16 protein-coding genes are annotated in these 19,576 nt (G+C 68.1%); 1 reads left to right on the plus strand and 15 read right to left on the minus strand.

Annotation, left to right across the window (positions count from 1 at the left end):
- The first annotated feature begins 156 nt into the window (after positions 1-156).
- Entirely contained in the window at positions 157-1,221 is a 1,065-nt protein-coding gene (locus ABZ824_RS28240) for an SPFH domain-containing protein (RefSeq protein ID WP_355072211.1), read from the plus strand.
- Between the two features lie 35 nt (positions 1,222-1,256).
- Here the strand turns inward: ABZ824_RS28240 and ABZ824_RS28245 are convergent, their stop codons facing one another.
- The 15 genes from ABZ824_RS28245 to ABZ824_RS28315 all read right to left on the minus strand — a co-directional run bounded on the left by ABZ824_RS28245 (position 1,257) and on the right by ABZ824_RS28315 (position 19,576).
- Complete coding sequence (locus ABZ824_RS28245) at positions 1,257-6,197, minus strand: NAD-glutamate dehydrogenase (RefSeq protein WP_356966542.1); 4,941 nt, start codon at positions 6,195-6,197, stop codon at positions 1,257-1,259.
- A 170-nt stretch (positions 6,198-6,367) separates the two neighbouring features.
- Positions 6,368-7,060 carry a hypothetical protein gene (locus ABZ824_RS28250; RefSeq protein ID WP_356966544.1) on the minus strand — a complete coding sequence of 231 codons (693 nt, stop codon included), beginning with the start codon at positions 7,058-7,060 and terminating at the stop codon, positions 6,368-6,370.
- A 1-nt stretch (position 7,061) separates the two neighbouring features.
- Positions 7,062-8,114, minus strand: a complete 1,053-nt coding sequence (locus ABZ824_RS28255; RefSeq protein WP_356966546.1) for a hypothetical protein — start codon at positions 8,112-8,114, stop codon at positions 7,062-7,064.
- A 77-nt stretch (positions 8,115-8,191) separates the two neighbouring features.
- On the minus strand, positions 8,192-8,545 hold the full coding sequence (locus ABZ824_RS28260) for a helix-turn-helix transcriptional regulator (RefSeq protein ID WP_039804933.1): 354 nt from the start codon (positions 8,543-8,545) through the stop codon (positions 8,192-8,194).
- Positions 8,546-8,561: 16 nt separating this feature from the next.
- A complete protein-coding gene (gene eccE, locus ABZ824_RS28265; RefSeq protein WP_356966548.1) occupies positions 8,562-10,280 on the minus strand; it encodes a type VII secretion protein EccE in 1,719 nt (572 codons plus the stop codon).
- Positions 10,277-11,632, minus strand: coding sequence for a type VII secretion-associated serine protease mycosin (gene mycP, locus ABZ824_RS28270; RefSeq protein ID WP_356966550.1), 1,356 nt, complete (start codon positions 11,630-11,632; stop codon positions 10,277-10,279). The genes eccE and mycP overlap by 4 nt, the downstream gene beginning before the upstream one ends.
- Positions 11,632-13,155 carry a type VII secretion integral membrane protein EccD gene (gene eccD, locus ABZ824_RS28275; RefSeq protein WP_356966552.1) on the minus strand — a complete coding sequence of 508 codons (1,524 nt, stop codon included), beginning with the start codon at positions 13,153-13,155 and terminating at the stop codon, positions 11,632-11,634. The genes mycP and eccD overlap by 1 nt, the downstream gene beginning before the upstream one ends.
- A 34-nt stretch (positions 13,156-13,189) precedes the next feature.
- Positions 13,190-14,782, minus strand: a complete 1,593-nt coding sequence (locus ABZ824_RS28280; protein ID WP_356966554.1) for an AAA family ATPase — start codon at positions 14,780-14,782, stop codon at positions 13,190-13,192.
- Positions 14,783-14,816: 34 nt separating this feature from the next.
- On the minus strand, positions 14,817-15,647 hold the full coding sequence (locus tag ABZ824_RS28285) for an ESX secretion-associated protein EspG (RefSeq protein WP_356966555.1): 831 nt from the start codon (positions 15,645-15,647) through the stop codon (positions 14,817-14,819).
- A gap of 59 nt (positions 15,648-15,706) precedes the next feature.
- A complete protein-coding gene (locus tag ABZ824_RS28290; protein WP_356966557.1) occupies positions 15,707-17,068 on the minus strand; it encodes a PPE domain-containing protein in 1,362 nt (453 codons plus the stop codon).
- Between the two features lie 30 nt (positions 17,069-17,098).
- On the minus strand, positions 17,099-17,410 hold the full coding sequence (locus tag ABZ824_RS28295; protein WP_356966558.1) for a hypothetical protein: 312 nt from the start codon (positions 17,408-17,410) through the stop codon (positions 17,099-17,101).
- 542 nt (positions 17,411-17,952) lie between these two features.
- The gene (locus ABZ824_RS28300) at positions 17,953-18,252 is read right to left on the minus strand and encodes a hypothetical protein (RefSeq protein ID WP_356966560.1); all 300 of its coding nucleotides are present in this window, start codon (positions 18,250-18,252) and stop codon (positions 17,953-17,955) included.
- A 42-nt stretch (positions 18,253-18,294) separates the two neighbouring features.
- Positions 18,295-18,705, minus strand: coding sequence for a hypothetical protein (locus tag ABZ824_RS28305; RefSeq protein WP_356966562.1), 411 nt, complete (start codon positions 18,703-18,705; stop codon positions 18,295-18,297).
- A gap of 213 nt (positions 18,706-18,918) precedes the next feature.
- Complete coding sequence (locus ABZ824_RS28310) at positions 18,919-19,290, minus strand: hypothetical protein (protein ID WP_356966564.1); 372 nt, start codon at positions 19,288-19,290, stop codon at positions 18,919-18,921.
- 34 nt (positions 19,291-19,324) lie between these two features.
- The gene (locus ABZ824_RS28315) at positions 19,325-19,576 is read right to left on the minus strand and encodes a hypothetical protein (RefSeq protein ID WP_356966565.1); all 252 of its coding nucleotides are present in this window, start codon (positions 19,574-19,576) and stop codon (positions 19,325-19,327) included.

Here is a 19,576-nt window from a genome sequence, read left to right on the forward strand (position 1 = left end):
GCGGCACGTTCAATAGCGAGTCGCGACTTGTAACACGCTGGACATCAAAGACTTTGAAAAAAGGGCGTCCGAGCAGCGACGATCGCCGCGACATTCGTTGATCGTGCCACCGCGTATCGGTACGCTAGATGAGACAAATCCGATGAGGGAGCGCAGATGGCCTGGTTCGAGCGGGAATTCATCGCGGTCCCCGAGGACCGCAAGAACCAATTGGTCTACAAGTGGCCGGACGTCAACATCCGCCGGTACAGCCGCGCGATGGTCAACGCCGACCAGATCGCCCTCTTCCTTAAGTCCGGGCGTGTGGTCGGCGCGATGGGCCCGGGACGCCACCGCATCGACGCCGACGAGCTACCGGTGCTCGGCGCGCTCGTCGACACCCTCACCGGCGGCAACTACTACCGCGCCGAACTGTATTTCGTCTCCACGCGCGAGTTTCCGGGGATTCGCTTCGGCGGCCGACTGGACGACATCCTCGACCCGGTCAGCGAGCAGGTGGTGACGCTGCGCGTCTTCGGCGAATTCGCCGTGAGCGTCCGCGACCCGGCCGAACTGCTCACCGCGCTCGCGGGCACGGCCGATCTCACCGACCAGGAACGGGTGCAGAACTGGTGCGCCGACCTGCTGCTCAAATCCATGAAGATGGCGGTGACCAGGGGGGTCGCAGGCGGCGACTGGCCGGTGCTGGGCCTCTCGGCACAGCTGCAACCCATCGAGCAGGCCGTGTTGCGCCAGACCAACACCGCGCTCTACGAATACGGGCTGCGCATCCCTCGGATGGGTAACTTCGACATCAGCCTCGCGCCGGAGGACGCCGACCGGCTGAAGCGGCTGGCCAAAGACGTCAAGTACATCAACCTCACCGGCGACTTCCAGCGCTATGCCGCGGGCGAGCTCGCACTCGGCGCGAGCCAAGGCTTCGCGCGCGGGCACCACCACGGCGTCGAAGGCGGATTCCTCGGCGCGGCGCTCAGTTTGAACGCGATCGGCCATCACGTCGGCAGCCCCTCCCCCGCGCCGCAATTGCCCGCCGCCGCGCCCGAGACGGCCCAGACGTCATGCGCCGCTTGCCAGTCCGCGAATCCCGCGGGCGCGAAGTTCTGCATGAACTGCGGGGCGCGTCTCGCCCCGCAACCGCGGCACTGCCCGAACTGCGGTTCGGAAGCGACGCCCGGCGCCAAGTTCTGCGGCAACTGCGGAACGCCGATGCCCGGAGGCTGACGCCGAGCGCCTGCCTCCGGGCATCGGGTGGAAGATCAGCCCGCGACCGTCGGTGCGACGGTCGACTCACCGCCGCTCACCATGCCGCGCACCTGCCGCGCCGCCACCGAGAGCGCCGCGAGATCGTGCGTCTCGGACGCGAAGATCTGCGCCAGCGCCGCGCCGGCACGGGCCAGCCGAGACCGGTTGGTCGATTCCCAGTACGCGATCTTCTCCGCGGTGCTGTCCTGCGGTTCGGTCGCGGTCAGTACGTCGCGGGTCAGCGACCGCAGCGAATCGTAGAGATCCTCGCGGACCGCCAGCCGGGCCAGCGCCCGCCAGCGCCCGCCGCGCTCCAGCTCGCCCACCGCGGTCACCAGCCGTTCGATCTGGAAGTGCTCGTTGAGCGCGTAGTACAGGGCCGCGACCTCGGCGGGATCGCGATCGGCGATGTCGGCCAGGTCGATCACGTCCAGCAGCGGGAAGCGGTGGATCAAGCCGAACGCTTCCTCGGCCAGTTCCCGCGGCGCGCCGCGGGTGATCGACCGCCGCGAACGCTCGGCGAGGTCGTCGCTGAGGTAGCCGGTCAGCCACCCGGGCACCTGGCCGGAGAGGGCGCGCACGCCGTCGCGGTACCTGGCGATGTCCGCGCCGATCGCGATCGGCTGCGGCCGGTTGGACAGCAGCCAGCGCGCGGCCCGATCCAGCGTGCGCTTGGTCTCCAGCTCCAGCTCGTTGCGCGCCGCCGTGGACATCGGCGTCTGCCTGATCCGCTCCCACAGCGCGTGCAGATCGAAGATCTCCACCGCCGCCTTGTACGCGCGCACCGCGTCGTCGGTGGTCGCCCCGGCCTCTTCCGCGAGCCGGAAGGCGTAGGTGATGCCGCCGTAGTCCACCATCTCGTTGATCACGACGGTGGCCACGATCTCGCGCCGCAGCGGGTGCCTGCCGATCGCCGTGGCGAACCGCTCCCGCAGCGGCGCGGGGAAGTAGGCGGGCAGCACCGACGCGAACGCCGCGCTGTCGAGCAGATCGCCGGCCAGCAGGTCGGCCTTGAGCGAGAGTTTGACGTGCGCCATCAGATTCGCCAGCTCGGGCGAGCTGAGCCCGAACCCCTCGGCGGCGCGGCGGGCCAGTTCCGCCTCGGTCGGCAGTGCCTCGAGTTCGCGGTCCAGACCGCGGCGCTGCTCCAGGTCGTTGATCAGCCTGCCGTGCACCCCGGACATGCCCGCCGCGTCGGCCCGCGACATCCCGAGCCGGAAGTTCTGCGAGATGTTGTCGCGCAGCACGAGTTCGGAGACCTCGTCGGTCATCGAGGCCAGCAACGGGTTGCGCTCGTCGACGGCGAGTTCACCGCTGGAGACCACGGCGTCGAGCAGGATCTTGATGTTGACCTCGTGGTCGGAGCAGTCCACGCCCGCCGAGTTGTCCAGCGCGTCGGTGTTCATCCGTCCGCCGTTGCGCGAGAACTCGATCCGGCCCAGCGCCGTCGCGCCCAGGTTGCCGCCCTCGCCGATCACTTTGACCCGGAGCTGGTCGGCATTCACCCGGACCGCGTCGTTGGACTTGTCGCCCACCTCGGCGTTGGTCTCGGTGCTCGCCTTGATGTAGGTGCCGATACCGCCGTTCCACAACAGATCCACCGGAGCCAGGAGAATGGCTTTGATGATCTCCGGCGGCGACAGGGTGGTGACGCTCGCGGGCAGGTCGAGCGCCGCGCGCACCTCGGGCGTGACCGGGATCGCCTTGGCGGAGCGGTCGTAGACGCCGCCGCCGGGGCTGATCAGCGACGTGTCGTAATCCGCCCACGACGACCTCGGCAACGCGAACATCCGCTTCCGCTCCCGGTACGAACGCGCCGCGTCGGGAATCGGGTCGAGGAAGATGTGGCGGTGGTCGAAAGCGGCCACCAGACGAATGTGCTCGGACAACAACATGCCGTTGCCGAACACATCACCACTCATGTCACCCACACCGACCACCGTGAAGTCCTGGGTCTGAGTGTCGATCTCCATCTCACGGAAATGCCGCTTGACGCTTTCCCACGCACCCTTGGCGGTGATGCCCATCGCCTTGTGGTCATAACCGGCCGAACCACCGGAAGCGAACGCATCACCGAGCCAGAAACCGTAGCTCTGAGCCACGTCGTTGGCGATATCGGAGAACGTCGCGGTGCCCTTGTCGGCGGCCACCACGAGATAGGTGTCGTCACCGTCCCGGCGCACCACCTGCGCGGGCGGAAGAACCTCGCCGGTCGCGTGATCCACGTTGTCGGTGACATCCAGCAGGCCGGAGATGAACGTGCGGTAGCAGGCGACGCCTTCCGCGCCGAAGGCCTGCCGGTCGGCCGCCGGATCGCCGGTGGCCGCCGGTGGCTGCTTGACCACGAAACCGCCCTTGGCGCCGACCGGCACGATCACCGCGTTCTTCACCGCCTGCGCCTTCACCAGGCCCAAGATTTCGGTGCGGAAGTCCTCCAACCGGTCCGACCACCGCAGACCGCCACGCGCGACCGAACCGAAGCGCAGGTGCACGCCTTCCACCCGCGGCGAGTACACGAAGATCTCGAACTGCGGCTTCGGCTTGGGCAGTTCGGCGATCGCGTGCGGATTGAGCTTGAGCGACAGGTAATCCAGCGCGGCTCCGGCCGCGTCGCGCCGGTAGTAGTTGGTGCGCAGGGTCGCCTCGATCAGACCGAACAGCGCGCGCAGGATGCGGTCGGTGTCCAGGCTGACCACCGCGTCGATCTCGGCCTGCACCCGCTCGGCGATCTCCGCGGCCCGGCCCGCGGCCTCCGCCTCGACGCCGTCCGGGTCGAAGTACGCCGCGAACAACTCGATGCACGACCGCGCCGTCGCCGGATGGGTGAGCAGCACGCGGGTGATGTTGCCGAAGGTGTAGGCGAATCCGGCTTGCTGCAAGTACTTCGCATAGGCCCGCAGCAGGGCGACCTCACGCCAGTGCAAGCCGGCGCGCAGGACCAGTTCGTTGAGGCCGTCGACTTCGGCGCGACCGAACCACATCGCGGTCACGGCGTCCGGAAAACGCCGCCGCGCACTGGTTTCCGGCAGCGAGGCGGCATCGACGGAATGCGCCAGCTGCGCGGGCGGCTCGGCGGCGAGCGCTTCCCGCAGCGGCGCCGCGCTCACCCGCAGCCCGAAGTCGTAGATCCAGCGGTCCGGCCGGTCCGCCAGCACGACGCGGTAGGGCCGCTCGTCGACCACCTCCACACCGAGGCTGTGCAGCACCGGCAGCACGCGGCTCAACGAGACGCCTTCGCCAGCGACGTAGAGCGTGAAACGCCATTCCGGTGCGGCGGAGTCGCCCTGGCGGTAGAGATCGGTGTCGATCTCCCCATCGGACAGCCGCTCGAGGCGGCGCAGATCGGTGAGCGCGTGCGCGGGCTCGTGCTCCTGCTGGTAGCCGGTGGGGAAGGCCGCCGCGTAGTCGGTGGCCAGCGCCTGCGGTACGTCGGACGCGCCCGCGGCCTCGGCGACCAGCCGGTCACCCCAGGTCCACGTCGTCGCCAGCAGCAGCTCCTGGATCCGCTCGCGATTCTCCTCGGAGATGTCGGCGGCGTCGGCGCCCGGCTTGCGGTGCACCGTGAAGTAGACGACGGCCAGCTCCGATTCGGTGGCCCGCGCCGAGTACGCGATCTGTTCGGCGTCGAACTGCTCGCGCAGGATCTCGCCCATGCGCACGCGAACCTCGGTGGAGTAGCGGTCGCGCGGCATGTAGACCAGGCAGTAGATGGTGTCGCTGCGCGAATCGCGCCGGATGAACAACCGCACCTGCCGCCGCAGACCCAGATTCATGACCGCGGAGACGGTTTCGAACAGCCTGCGCGCGTCGGTGGAGAACAGCTCCACCCGCGGGAACGACTGCATCATCTCGAGCATGGCCTGCCCGGAGAACGAGTCGAGACCGAAGCCCGCCCATTCGATGACCTGCAGCACGCGCCGGGAGATGACGGGGATGTCGAGGATGTTCTCGTGCAGACCCGCGACGGTGAAGGTGCCGACGAAGACGTGTTCGCCCTTGACCATCTTGACGGTGTCGCCCCAGGCCGCGCGGCCGCTCGGGTCGCTGGAGCCGTAGTCGGCCACGCTGATGAAGTACAGGTCCCTGGAACCGGGCAGCAGCGAGTCCACCGAGCCGTTGGCCATCCGCAGGACCGTGCGCTTCGCGCCGACGACGGGCACGCTGATGTCCGCGGTGGCGCCGTTGCCGAGGATGCCGAGCCCGGTGCCGGGCAGCTGCCACGGCTCGAAGGGGGCGTCGGCGCTCGGCGCGGAGCGGCGGAAGTGGTAGTAGCCGTAGCCGAGCGGGGTGAAGTGCCCGTCCGACAGCCAACGCAGCAGACCGGCGGTCTGCGGGATCTCCGCGTCGCCCGCCCATTGCGCCGCCTGATCGAGCTGGTCGGCAACGGTATTGAGCACTTCGACCATGGTCGGCGTGTCGTCGGCCACGCGGCGCAGGTCGGCCAGCAGCGGCGGCAGGGCTTGCTCGATCCGGTCCACCAGTTCGTCGGAAAGGCCCGCGCCCAGCTGCACGTGGATCCACGACTCGCGCAACGCCCGACCGTCGGTCTCCCCCGCCGGTTCGGCCACACCGTCGCGGGGCGCGATGGACAGCGCCCGGCCGTCGGCGTCGCGCGACACGTCGAACACCGGATGCACGACCTCGGTGACCGTGGCGCCCAGGCGGCGCAGCGCGGCGGTCACCGAGTCGACCAGCAACGGCATGTCGTCGTTGACGATCTGGATCGCGGCGCCGACCCCGGCGCTGTCGTCCGGCCGGTAGACGTGGGTGGTCGCCGAACCGGGCGCGCGCGTGGCCGCCAGTTCCAGATGCTGACGGAAGATCCGCTCGGCCCGATCCGTGATCGCCGACGTCGAGGACCCCGGCTGGATCCACCGGAAGTACGCCGCTTCCAGATCGGTCGGATCATCGCGGAACCGCTTCGATGAAATCGTCTGCTGGGTGGTTGCCACCATCGATCCGTTGCCTTCCCGAGAACTGCGCTCGTACGTGTTTCGTACTTAAATAACGTACCGCTGGACAACGGCACAATCAACAGTGTAACAATAATTTTTTCTCGCCGGCGTGGGTTACGGCGTCCGGGATCAGGTATTTTCCGGACCCGGCGGAAGCGTGCGCTGCTACCTCAGCGGAGCAGTCCCGCACGCGACAGGAAGGTCTGCGCGCCCGTTCGACCGGCGAAGTTGCCCGTCTCCAACCGAAGACCGGTCCGGGTATCCGCGTACCAGACGGTTGCCGAGGGGCCGATCGCCGCGTAGACAGGACCGTCCACGAGGGCAGTGCCGCCCGCGCCGCGCCATCGAGAGATGCTGTCCGCCAAACGATCCTGCGGTAGCAGTTCGGCGTAGAAGGTCAGATCCCGGCCGCCCGCGATATTGCCGAACAGCATCGGGTCGGTGGCGGCGACGACGCACTTCTCCCGCTGCCCACCGGAATCCAGCGGTTGACAGCTCGCGGCCGTGCGGAGCAGATCCGGGATGGCCCGGACCGGCGCGCTCCCCTGCGCGCTTCCCTGCGCGATCGACGGCAGCGACGGCGAACAGGACCACAGACCCCAGACGGCGGCAACGACCATCAGCAGCGCGAGCACCCCCACCGCCTGCCACTGCCAGCGCGGATATGCCTTGTCCACAAACCTTTTCGCTTCGCCGCCGACCTTCTCGGCGACTTCGGCGACCTGACCTGGCAGGTGCTCCGCGACGGACTTCACCGTGTCCACGGCCGAGCGCAGCGGCGCTCCGCAATGGGTGCAGCGGGCATCGGCGCCGGTGTTGCGGTGGCCGCAGTACTGGCAGGCGAGTTCGGGCAGTGTGGACACCTCAGTGCCCCGTGATGACGATGGAGGAGATCGCGGTGGTGTTGATCGACGAATCGCCCTTGGACTCGAGCACGGTCAGCACGATCTTCGAGGCGCTCACCGCGGGCGCTACCTTGGTCACCACCAAGGTCCGCTGGTCGAGCGTCGGCTGCGTATATACGGTCTTGGTGCCGTCGTCGAACTGGTACGAAACCCGGCTCACCGTACGATATTTCGCCCATTGATCGGTGCCGTCCGCGCTGATGTGGTCCCAGCCGGGCACGATCCCGATCGAATCGATCTGGTAGGTCTTGCCCAGATCGATGGTGATGACCTGACCGTCGACCTTGTAGGCCCGCACGCACGACCACGCCTTGCCTGCCTGCCCGCCGAACGCGTCCATCCCCGAGGTGCTGCCGGGCGGGCACTTCGACTCCGCGGACTTCGGCTGGATGATCGAGCTCGACGGCGGCGCGGGCGAGGTCGAGGGCGCGGCGGAGGTCGGCGGCGGCGTGACCACCAGAACCTGGTCCTGCGCCGTGTTCTTCGCACCGCCGCCGGTGGTGATCAACAACAGCAAGAGCAGCACGGCGAGCACCGCGGCCACGATCAACGCGACTTTGGGTTTGCGCAGCTGGACGAGCGCGTCCTTGGCGACCTGCTGCGCGGGGGCGAGCCGGTTGGCCGAGGCCGTGGACGGGCGTTCCGGCTCCGGCTCCGCCTCGGCCTGCGCAGTGGATCGCGCGGCGACCGAGGAGAAGTCGTTCCCGAACTCCATAGCCGGACTGGAATCCTGCGCCTGCCCGTTCAGCAGCGCGAGAATCCGCTCACTGGCCTTGGGGCCGTCACCTGTGCGGCGCCGCGGCGCGACGTCCATCGGCTGCGAGTCGAGATCGGGCAACCCGAGCGACGGAACGCTGATAGCCGCGCTGTCACCCGACTCGGCGCTACCGCCGAAATCCGCGCCGACCGTGGACGACGTCGCGGAGGGCCCGAACGAAGGATCAGCGAGCAGTGCGTCGAGGACCGCACCTCGATGACGGAGAAACACATCTCCCGGGTCCTCGGCGGGCATGTCCGGATCGTATCCGGCCCGAGGCGCCCCCCGATGCGGCCGCTATTCCCGCTGGAGAGAACAGCCGACCGGCCGGGTCAGCGCTTCTTCTCCTCCGTCACGAAGTACTCCGGCGGCACGTCGAAGACGCGAGCCAGCGCGATCACCAGATCCAGGCGCGGGATCGCGTCACCGTGGATCAGCCGGTACAGGCCGGACTGCGACACCGGCACGTCCGGGTAGGCCAGTTCCAGGTGCTGCGCCAGCGAGTAGAGCGTCAGCGACCGCGTCGATCCGTCCTCGGTCGAGACGACGGATTCCGCGATCAGCTCCGACAACCGGCTGGAGAAGATCGCCGCGGCGGCCTGTCTCGGGGTTAGCGCGTCCCCGGCGTCCTGATGAGGGAGTTCGCCGCCATCGGAATGGGTGTCCGCTACCACGGTGATAGACATTAACCGACCGCTCCCATCAGCTCACGCGACGGCCACCGGGTTGCGGAGGTGCAACCACGGGTCCGGATGCCCCCGCGGGATGCGCGGGCGGGCCGTCGACAGTATCGAAATATCGTGTTTCGCCTCTCGGCTCGATCAGGTCGACCCGCACCGTGCGCATCGGAATGCTCACGTCCACCGCGGTCGCGCTGACCTGGTTGATCGCGAGATCGACAGCGCGCCTGCGCGGACCGCCGGGCTCGCTGATGGTGACCGTCGTGTGCGCGCTCGACGCACGCGGCGGCAGGTGGTCGAAGACCGCGATGGTGGCCGGAGTCTCCGCCTCCCCGTTTGCTGCGCCGTGCCCGTCGCCCGGGTCGGCCAAGCGCATCGAGCGCGGGTCGCCGACCGCGGTAACCAGTTGACGCCAGCTGTCCGGCCGCGCCGAATGGATCTCCACGTCCGCGCCGACCACCATCGCCCGCAGGATGATCTGCTGGGCGACGGGCAGCTTGGCATGGACGTCGATGGTGCGTCTGCGCGGGTTGAACCGGGCGGGGTCGAACAGCGGCAACGCCAGGGTGTGACGTGGCTGGCCGCTGATCGCACCGAGGATCTGACCGTTCGGGCCGATCGCGATGGCCAGCTCGGCGGCGAGATCCTCCGGCGCGATGTCGGCGCCGGACTCGAAGCCGCGCAGGGCTCGGATCGAGTCGCCGGTTGGCAACGATGCCAGCAAGGCCGTGGACTGGTCACCACCTAGTAGTCGCAGGTAGTCCGGCGGTTCGGTGGTGACAGCCGGACCGATGAACCGGACCAGGGCGCGTGGCCCCTCGGTGTCGGAGGTCAGGCTCACCACCAGCGTGGTGCGGCCGCGGTTCCAGGTCCAGCAGTCGTCCAGACCCACCCCGCCCAACCGGGACCAGTCGATCAGGAAGCTGGTCACACACCGGCCCGGCACCGACGTCTGTAGATTGCTCCAGGTTTCCTGGAGGTCGGAGAGTTCGATTCCCGCGTGCAGCAGGCGCGTGGCCTCCCGCAGGGCGGCGGCCGGCAGCGCGTGCGCTGCGATACCCCGCTCGCGCAGGCGGCCCGCGATCCGATGCGTGGCGCTGGCCAGCGCTTGCGGAGCGACCACCGCGCACGGCCCACGCTTGCTCAGCGCCGCCAGGTTGCGTTCCTGATCGAGCCGGACCACCAGCCAGGTCAGCCGATCTCCCACCACGGGGTGCGAGCCGATCAGCTGGTCGTAGAGCATGCTGTAGCTACCGCTGGAGCGGACCCGCTGACCAGTCGTCACGATGTCGATGTCGACCGCGATGCCGAAGTGGTCCAGCATCGGAAGCAGCAGGTCGACCGGGATCGTGTCCTCGGTGTAGAGGGTTCGCTCGGCGATGACGGTGGGCAGATCCAGGTTCGGCGCGAGCTGGATCATCGCGATCAGCGTGTCACCCGCCTCGTTGACTCCGCACACACCCGCGGCGACCTGCACGTCGCGAATGCGCGCGGTCTGCGTGCGTTCGCGCGCCCGCGCGGTCCGGCCGGTGCGGTAGGCCACCCAGTCCAGCAACCAGCGCATACCGGTCCGCCCGTTCACCCGGACGGTCACCGTCGCGACCAGGACGGTGACCACCACCGCGCTCACCCACCACGGCGTCTTGGCCGACAGCCCGACCAGCAGCGGGCTGCCGACGACGACGAAGGCGGCGAACGGACCCCGCTCGACGCCGGCGACCCGTACGCTCGGAAAGCTCACCGGCGCCTCCGCATCGCGGAATTCAGGTGGCTACCGGCCAGGCCGAGCAGTACGGCGGCGAGGATGACGACGGTCGCGGTGATCGCGGGACGCAGGTCCTTCGCGCGCGGCGGAGGAGGCATCGGCAGTTCCGAGGACCGGAACAGGCCCGCGGGTTGCTGCGGCGGTGTGCGATAGCTCAGGGCGGCGAGTGGATCGACCATGCCCGCGCCCACCATGTTGTCGATTCCGCGTGCCGGAGCGTGCGCGCTGGCTTGCAGGCGGGAGGCGATCTCGCGTGGGGTCTCATTGGGGAAGCGCGAGCGCAACAGGGCGGCCACACCGCCGACGTAGGCCGCGGCGAACGACGCGCCGCCGACCGGCACGAGCTTGTCCGGTTCGCCGACACCGTTGATCAGGCCACCGCCGCCGGGGCCGAGCGATTCGATGCCGGTGCCCGGTGCCGCGACCGAAACCCACGGCCCGGTGAGCGAATCCGGCATGGGGGCGCCGGTAGCGGTGGTGAAACCGACCGTGAGCACGTCGGCGCCGAACCACCCGGGTGTGGAGATCGTCTTCACGTCGCGCCAGTTGCGCGCGTCAGCGGGGCGTGTCGGGTCGATGTCCGGGTTCTGCGTGCAACCGGCGCCGCCTGCGTTGCCCGCACCGGTCACGATGAGCGCGCCGCGCACGTGGACGGCGTAGCCGATGGCCGCCGACAGCATGGACTGGTCCGGCTGCGCGTCCACCGGCAGGCAGATCGGCAGTGACACGGTGATCACACCGGCGCCCTGGTTGGCGGCGCGAGTGATCGCGCGGGCCAGCGTCCGGATCTCGACGGCGATCCGCTGGCTCGGATCAGAACTCGGATGTTCGGGACTGAACGCGCCGGAACGGGTGCGGATGGAGATGATCCGCGCGTCCGGCGCCACACCGGAGAATCCGTCCGCGGGATCGGAGGTGGCCCCGATGATTCCGGCGACCAGCGTGCCGTGTGCGTCGCAGTCGGACAGCCCGTCGCCACCCGCGGCGAGATAGTCGCCACCGCCCACCAGGTTGGGCAGGCGCGGGTGCGGCTGCACACCTGTGTCGATGACGGCGACGGTCACGCCTGCACCCCGGCTGAGCGCCTTGGCGCGGCGCAGATCCAGCGCCAGTTCCGCCGGCGGAGTACGGCTGAGGTCGCTATCGGGCAGCGCGCCCGCGGCCAGGCAGCCCTTCTGCTGCTTCATCGGCTCTTCGGGTCCCGGCGGGTCGTCCGCGGGCGGCGCGCCGACCACGACCTGCGGCGGCTCCAGCGCGACGGCGGGGGCGGCGGTGATCGCCAGCATCACCCCGGCGAGGACCGCGACCGCGGCACTGCCGACCTTCATCAGATTCCTCGCATAGCGGTGTAGACGCCCATGATCCAGAAGGCGAGCACCGGAACCACCAGGATCAGCGCGTACTCCACCAGATCGATGACACGCCGGGTGACCGGGGACAGCCGCTTGCCCGGCAGCCGGAGCGCGGCCATACACGCCGCGCACGCCGCCAACGCCACCACGAGTCCGACCACGAGACGTGCGACCGGGGTCTCGTAGGCGCCCACCTCGACGAAGCCGACACCGCAGACGGTGACCACGGACCCGGCGATCAGCGCGATCGCCTGGACGCGGTCGGGGTGCCAGCGAGCGCGCATCGCCAGCAGGCCGCCGATCGCGGTGCCCATGACGATCTCGCGGATCCCACCGGAGCTGGCCGCGGCCGAGATCACCGCGGAAGACGCGAGCACCGTGGAGATCGCGGCGATCAGGCCACGCAGGCTGGTCACCGCGAGCCGGGCACGGCCCTCGATACCGGCCTCGTCGGAAGTGCGCTGCCGCTCGCCGACTGCGGTGTGCTCGTCCCCTTCGCGCACCGTCTCCGCGTCGAAGATGTCGGTCAGTGTCGTCGGGGAAACCTCGCTGCCCGGGTCGGGCAGATCCGGCGGCCGGATGCGCGCGATGACCACGGCCAAGCGTGGCGCCGTGGTCAGCAGGACGATCCCGACGAACGCCACGCCGCCGGCGACCTGCCCGACGGACAGATCCACGTAGGTCAACGGCAGGGCCGCGATGGTCAGCGCGATGCCGAGCACCGTGACCGCCATCAGGGTCGCGATGCCCATCCTGCTCAACCGCATCATGGTGGCGGCGGCCACCGCGGCGACCACGGCCCCAGCCGCCAGATTGGCCGCGGCGAACGGCCCCGGCTGGTCGTAGGCGGGCGGCACCAGCATCGCCCCTCCGGCGAACAGCAGCGGCGTCGCCGCCAACGTCAAGCCGAGGGTGATCGTCGCCGGAGCGTTGCGCCTGCGCGACAGCGCGGCACCGGCCCAGCACAGCCCGCCGAGCAGCAGGGCGGGCAGGCCGCACCACAGGGTCGACCCGGTCATGGTCCACGACCAGGCCAGCATGGCGGCCACCGCCGAGGCCCCGATGCCGAGCACGGCCAGGCCGACGATCGCGGCGGTGTTCGCGTCGAATTCGGCGAACTCGCGCTCGTTGATCAAGGCGAGCGCGTCGGTGATGTCCTCGACCACCGGCGTGAACACCTCGGCCGACTCGACGACCGACAGCATCAACACCGTGCCGTCGTCGATGTCGTGGTCGGCAAGGCTGCGCCAGCGTGGAATCGGCGGCTCGCCCGGACGGGCCAAGCTCCACTGACCTTGCGGCGGCGTGAAATCGACGTTCTCGTCATCGATCGCCGAAGCCAGCACGACCAGCAGGTCGTCGATGAAGGTCTCGATGGTGAACTTGGTCGGCACCACGACGTCGACCTGATACGTGGAGATCATCACGGCGATCCGGGCCCGTGCGACCTCCGCCGACGGCTGCGTCCCGGCAGGCGCGGGCGCGACGGCAGTGCTCATGCCTCCGCCTCGCTGATTCGCTCGCTACTCCCGCTCATCGCCACCCTCCGCGGTCACCGGAGTTGTCGGCGCCGCTGGAGAGGTATCCAGGGAATCCGTCGGCCAGCCATGCGGCCAACTCTTCGAACGCGAGCACGGTCTCCTTCTCCAACAGCCGCAGGTCGATCTCGCCGCCCTCGGCCAAGTGCGCGTCGTAGGGCAGCACACAGGTGGGGCGCTGCGCGGTCTCGAACAGTTTCTCGATCGCGTCCACGTCGACGGTCGGCTTCAGCGGCTGATGGTGCACGATGCCGACGATCGACTTCGCGATCAAATGTTGCAGGCCGTGGGAACTCAGCCAGTTCAGGGTGGCCACCGCGCCGGTCACGCCGCCGACGGTGGCCGGAGTGACGACCACGACGGCGTCGCTGGTCTGCAACACCGTCGACGTGACCGAATCCAGCACGCCGGTCCCGCAGTCGACCACCAGCAGATTGAAGTGCTTGCGCAGCACTTCCACGGCGGTGCTGTACTCGCGGCCGGACAACGCCTCGGTGGCCTCGGTGGACCATGGGGAGGCGATCACCGCGAGGTCGGAGGAATTGATCGAGGTGAACGACTGCACCGCCGAGAACGCGTCGAGGTTCTGGGATTGCGCCAGATCGCGCAGCGTCAGGCCGTACGGGTGCCTGCAGGTACGGGTGGAGAGGTCGCCGAAGTCCGGGTTCGCGTCGATCGCGACCACCCGGTCCGGGCGCAGGCCCGCGAAGGTCGAGCCGAGTGTCGCCGCGGTGGTGGTGCGGCCGACGCCGCCCTTCACGCTGATCACCGCGATCTGATAGGTCGTGGTCAGCTGGGTCCGGATTCGCGCTTTGCGGTCCTCGGCACGCTGTTCGGCGGGCGAGAGCCCGAGGTTGAAACCGACTTTGTTGAGCGCACCCCGCATTCCGGAGGAGGAGCGCAGCTGCGCGCGTTTCGCGGCGGAGATGTCGGCGAGCAGTTCGATCGAACTGAGCGCGGCGGGCAGCACCTCGATCCGCGGCGTCGGCTCATAGGCGGTGCGGTCGACGCGCTCGGGGACCCAGGGGGACGCCGAGCCGGACGACCACTCCTGATTCGCGGATGCGGCGTCGGTGCGCGCGATCGCTTGAGACTGCGTGGCGGACTGCTGCTCGGCTCGGTACTGCTCGGCGGAGCGCTGCTGTGCCGAATACTGTTGCGCTGCTCTCGGCGCGGCCGCAGGCGGCGCCGAGTAATCCGGCGAAGGCGTGCCCGCCTGCGGCGGAGCGGAATTGGGCTGCGGTGGCGGCGTACTCGCCTGCGCGGGCGGAACATTCGTCTGGGGCGGCGGCGTGCTTGCCTGCGCATTCATTTGCGGAGGCAGCGTGGTCGCGCCAGTCGGCGGCGTCACCATTGCCTGTGTGGAGCGTGGATCGGATTCCCCGGCGGGCGGCCGTGGCTCACGCGGCGGGCCGATCACGGGGTCGACGGGCGTGGGGTTGTCGGCGTCCTGCCGGGTCTCGGGGGCGGGGCCGGGTGCGACGGCCGCGTCGCTCAGCTCGTTCGTCGGTGCGAAGTACGCGTCGTAACCGCCGCGAGCGCGCGCGGACTCGGCCGAATGACCGTTGATGCTCGGTGCTCGGTTCATTTCCGTCGTCCTCTCGACAAACACGGTCCGACGTTCAGTTCAGTCTGCTGGTGTCGAACCAACTTCGGCCGGGCAGCAGGTCGACCAGCGCACCGATACCCGACCGCAAGGCCGCGTCGTCGCCCGGCGCATATCTCGCCCACTTCTGTCCGTCCATCGCGACGCTCGGCGTCACGATGACTCGCCCCGACAGCGTATCCAGCACGTTCACACTGAATTCGGGCTGCGCCGAGCTGCCGTCATGGTGCTCGATGATCACGACCTCCGCCCGTCGGACCACCTCGTCCAGAACCCGGCTGAGCACCGCGGCGGCATGCGGTTCCGCACCGAGTTCCACCAGGGCACGCCGCCGTTCGTCCTGGTCGTCGGGAATCTCGCCGAATTGCTCGACGGGCGCGGCGATCGACTCGAACCGCAACGCCTGCGCTGGACCGAGCGCGGACGCGACCGCGGCCGACAAAGTGTCGAGCTGGCGGTCCTGCTGGAACACCGACTGGATGACGACGTGGTCGTCGGAGCGCACCGCGAGCACATGGGTCTCGCCCGCGCGCACCAGCGACATTCGCAGCATTCCCTTCGACTCGCCATCCAACCCGGTATCCAGGATCCGGACATCCATTTCCACATCCGGGCGGTACAGACTCGTGAGCCAATGCTCGACCACCGGGTGCACGCGACCGTCCTCGAGCACGCCCACTTCGGTGAGCTGCCCGGCGACTACGGCATGCACCCGATCCCGATCCTCGATGCGGTAGATATTCGGCAGCAGCGCCAATACCGGCGGATAGGAATCGATGCCGACCAGATGCTGTAAGAGCAGGGCGGCATCGACGTTCAGGTCGATTGCTACTGGATCGTCTTCCACACCTTCCCCGAATGCATTGTGATCATCTCCCTCGACTCGATATTCGACCTCGGCGCGCTTCACCGGGGAGGTTCTGCGGAGGCGAGCACCGCTTCGTCTTCGTCCGGCTCGATGACGCCGACCGCAAGTACCAGTTCGGGCGTCGTCGGCTCGTCCCTGTCATCGCGGTCCTCGTACTCGATGACCCCGATGACAGGAGCTTGCTCGAGTACCGGAACATCTCGGGCTTCGCCCGGTACGAACACCTTCGACGACTTCTTCTCTTCGTCGCGGCGTCGTCGCATCCGCGCCTTGGGCGCGACCGCACCGCGTGGCGGGCCCTTGCGGGCCATCGGTCCGGACGCCGCTTGTTGCGGCATGGCGCCGAATGCCCTTCCGGCTCCCGGGGTCCAGTTGGCGGGCATCCGGAACCCGGTCGAAGCGCCCGGCATCGATCCAAGGCCACCACGAGCCATATTCAGCGCGACGAGACTCCCGGCTCCACCACTCAATCCGGCCAACGTCGGCGAGTTCTGCGACGTGCCATAGAGCCAGGACTGGTCCGCGGCCCCGTCTCCTACGCCGTTCGCTCCCGAATCACCGGACCAACCACTGGGATCCGCGTTCGCCAATTGCTCGGGATTGGTGCCCGGGTTCGCCGGATCCGTCGGCTGAGCCGGATCGGTCGGCTGAGTCGGGTCGGTGGGTTGGGTCGTGTCCGTGGGTTGGGTCGTATCGGTAGGAGTCTTGTCGCCGACCGATTCGGAGCCGCCGTTATCCGACCCGGTCAACTTTTCTGTCGACGAGGTGGACGACGTATGTGTCTGGGTTGGACCGATTTCGGTACGGTTGGCCGGGTTGTCGTATGACACGTATTCCGTCTGCGGACTCGGACCTGCGCCACCGGTCACAATGGGCGGCGCCTCGATCGGTGGCGGCAGTGCGGCGAGGGTGGGCACCAGTGCCCCGGCATAACCGGCCATCACCCCGAGAGCGGCCCCTCTGAGCGCTAGCAACTCGGCCTCGGCTTCGGCGAGCACCGGCCCGCTCAGTGGACCGAAGCCGCCTGCGAGCGCCAAACCCTCCTGTGCCCGGACCTGAGCGGTCTTGGCAGCGACCGCCGCCATTGCGGCCTTGGCCGTGGAGCAGATGTCAGCCGCTCGGTCCAGCAACTCGCCGGTCGCCTCGGCCACCGTGGCCTGCTCGCGCATCCATGCCGCATGTTTACGGAACGCCGCCTGCGCCTGCTCGGAGGTGAGCGCTTGAAACGTGCCGCCCATCTGGAGCATCGAGCCGTCGGTGTTGGCCGCGGCGGCATTCAATTGCGTGGCCATGATCCTGTAAGCATTCGCGGTCAACCGCGTGGTCGTGACCCCATCGCCGGCCAGCAGTGGGGCGATGATCCCCTCCGGTCCCAACGCGCCGAATACGACAGCAAGCATCTCATCAGCTTTCGCTCGGGCCGACCGCGCCTAGATCGCCACTGCTGCGACGGCTACCTCGGTACCGCCGCACAGGTCGCCGGCAGCGAAGGTGTCGCCGACCACCGGCAGAGCGACCGCACCATCGGTCCCCATGGCGACTCCGTTCGCCGTGGTGGGGAAGAATATTCCCGCTTGCTTGGCGCATGCGGTGGGGATGAGTGCGCTCACGTCATCGAGACCCGGCGGAGCCGGGACAGCGACGGGGGCGGCCGTACCGAGCATCAGCATCAAGTCCTCCGCGCTGACGCCGAGCTGGGAAGCGATAACCGGGAGATGATCCGGATCAACAGCGAGATACATGGAAGTCTCCTAACGACCGATACCACTCTTGGCGAGTAGTACATCGAAAACGCTAAGGCATTCCCAGAGGTGGGAATGCCGTGAAAAATGGGGCTGCACGTGGGATCTTGCGGGCCGCGGCGCCCAGTCGGCCCGCACCGGATCCGGCCCGAGGAGGTTCAGGGCCCGGTCGGCGGCCGCTCGGTGCGACGACGTTCACGCACCCCATCTCGGCAGCGTCTACGCGACCGTTTGCCGGTACAGGCACTGCGGCCGACGCTCGGCAACCGGATGTACACGGTAGCCCTCGGCAGTACCGGCTCGGCGTTTCGTCCGGGTCGCAACGGCATGCACCGGACCCTGGTCGACGTTATCGGGATGTTCGGCACAAGAGCGGGGGCCGGCAGAAAGAAGTCGATGCCATCCATGTTCCGGAGAACAAGGACGGCATCGACATTCATATCGATGGAGATCGGTTCGGCTTCCGACTCTCCCACCACGAGTGTCAGGCGACTCGCCCGTCGAGGCCATGGGTGGCGGACGGGACCGCGTCGGCCCGACGACTACGTGAACAGGCCCGAAAGCCGGTGATCCAGTGTCTGCACATCGCCACCACTGCCGGAAATCTTGGTCACCTTTCCGTTCAGGTGCGCCATGGCAGCCTCGAGCGCACCCAGCCTGGAGTGAAAATCCCGAGTGATGTCCGAGAAGGCGTTGGCGCCGTCACCTTGGAAGGTTGCCAGCGTCTCATCCCAGCGCTTCTTGACATCCGGAATGATCTGGTCGCGAATACGGCCGATGATTTGTTCGGTATCGGAGGTGAGTCCGTCCACCTGCCCGTAGACGTTCTTGATTCTGCCCATTGTCCTCAAACCTTTCTAGAGCTGTATCGGGTTTCGTGGCCGTCAGAAATTGAGGTTGATCTTCGACTGATCCTGGCCGATGGCGGAGGTGTTCTCCATCTGGTTGTTGTTCCATGTGCCAGTGGCGTTTCCGACGTCGGTCATGCCGTCGTTACCCAGCCGCGCGATCTCACCCGCCCGGTCCATACCCTCCTGATCGGCCTGGATCCTGGCCGCGTCCATCGGATCCATGATGCGGGTCTGCAACATGTTGCACAAGCTCTTGATGTGCTCGTACGTATTGCCGACCGCGTTGTAGATGGCAGTGCCGATCTCACCCTCGACGGCGGCAGGGAACTGATGCTGCACTCCGGACAATGCTTGCCCGGCCGACTCGAACTCGCCCAGAATAGTGGCGAACTGCACCCGGGCCTTACTCAAAGTATCGTGGTCGATTTCAGTGGTAAAACTCATGGCTCCTTGCCATTCCTTTCGAACAATGTGTTTTGCCGCTCGGCACGCCTACCGAGAAGCCTCATGGTCGGCGGTTCCCGCCTCGCGTATCGAAACTGTCGAGCACCCTCATGAGCACCGCTTTCGCCGTCGTGTTCCTCCTGGGTGTCGTCCTCGTCGCATTCGATGACGCCGATCGCCGGCGGTCGCTCCAGCACCGGCACGTCGAGCTGTTCACCTGGTATGAAGTCCTTCCCAGGCCTGCCCTTGTCCTCCTTCCTGAGACACCGCGTCCGAGCGGCCGGGGCACTGACACCCCGGCAGGCGGCACGAGTACCGGACGCCATCGGTCGCCGGCGAGTACGGTGCGGTTCCAGAGACGACGCCCTGGCCCAGCGCATCCGGCCAGCGTTCACCGACACCCGAATCGGCCGTTGAACCGGCCGACGACAGCGCACGCTCCACCATTACGCCTATGGCGAGAATCGATGCCTCGTCGATGCCCGCGCGGGCGGCCGACACGGCAACCAACGACGCTGTTCCGGGGCAGCTGGGGAGGATCCGATTCGCCTGCGGCCCCTCGGCGACGTACACGTCGAACGGCATGACTCGCCCTTTCTCTACCGGGCTACACGGTCGGTCAACTGCCGGCAGCGGCGCCGCTACGGCTGACGAGAGCGTCGCAGACCGTATCGGCGGTCTCATAAGGGATTCCGACCGGGACAGAAGCGTTGTAGTACGGATTCGGTTCGGCGATAACGACATTGCTGTCGGTGCGAGTCACCCACAGCATCGGCTTCGCGGCACCGAGTCGGGCACTGATCATGGGAAGTTGTTCGGTAGGAACTGGCACTGGAACCATCGAAGCCTCCAATCGATCGGTGCCACTCAT

The organism is Nocardia sp. NPDC047038, assembly GCF_040644075.1.
In the GTDB taxonomy this organism is placed as follows: domain Bacteria; phylum Actinomycetota; class Actinomycetes; order Mycobacteriales; family Mycobacteriaceae; genus Nocardia; species Nocardia sichangensis.

Bases quoted from the DNA above. Each gene is read 5' to 3' on its own strand.
- ABZ824_RS28240 (WP_355072211.1), top strand. From the start codon at position 157: ATGGCCTGGTTCGAGCGGGAATTCATCGCGGTCCCCGAGGACCGCAAG.
- ABZ824_RS28245 (WP_356966542.1), bottom strand. From the start codon at position 6,197: ATGGTGGCAACCACCCAGCAGACGATTTCATCGAAGCGGTTCCGCGAT.
- ABZ824_RS28255 (WP_356966546.1), bottom strand. From the start codon at position 8,114: ATGCCCGCCGAGGACCCGGGAGATGTGTTTCTCCGTCATCGAGGTGCG.
- ABZ824_RS28260 (WP_039804933.1), bottom strand. From the start codon at position 8,545: ATGTCTATCACCGTGGTAGCGGACACCCATTCCGATGGCGGCGAACTC.
- mycP (WP_356966550.1), bottom strand. From the start codon at position 11,632: ATGAAGGTCGGCAGTGCCGCGGTCGCGGTCCTCGCCGGGGTGATGCTG.
- eccD (WP_356966552.1), bottom strand. From the start codon at position 13,155: ATGAGCACTGCCGTCGCGCCCGCGCCTGCCGGGACGCAGCCGTCGGCG.
- ABZ824_RS28280 (WP_356966554.1), bottom strand. From the start codon at position 14,782: ATGAACCGAGCACCGAGCATCAACGGTCATTCGGCCGAGTCCGCGCGC.
- ABZ824_RS28290 (WP_356966557.1), bottom strand. From the start codon at position 17,068: ATGCTTGCTGTCGTATTCGGCGCGTTGGGACCGGAGGGGATCATCGCC.
- ABZ824_RS28295 (WP_356966558.1), bottom strand. From the start codon at position 17,410: ATGTATCTCGCTGTTGATCCGGATCATCTCCCGGTTATCGCTTCCCAG.
- ABZ824_RS28300 (WP_356966560.1), bottom strand. From the start codon at position 18,252: ATGGGCAGAATCAAGAACGTCTACGGGCAGGTGGACGGACTCACCTCC.
- ABZ824_RS28305 (WP_356966562.1), bottom strand. From the start codon at position 18,705: ATGAGTTTTACCACTGAAATCGACCACGATACTTTGAGTAAGGCCCGG.
- ABZ824_RS28310 (WP_356966564.1), bottom strand. From the start codon at position 19,290: ATGCCGTTCGACGTGTACGTCGCCGAGGGGCCGCAGGCGAATCGGATC.
- ABZ824_RS28315 (WP_356966565.1), bottom strand. From the start codon at position 19,576: ATGAGTGGCACCGATCGATTGGAGGCTTCGATGGTTCCAGTGCCAGTT.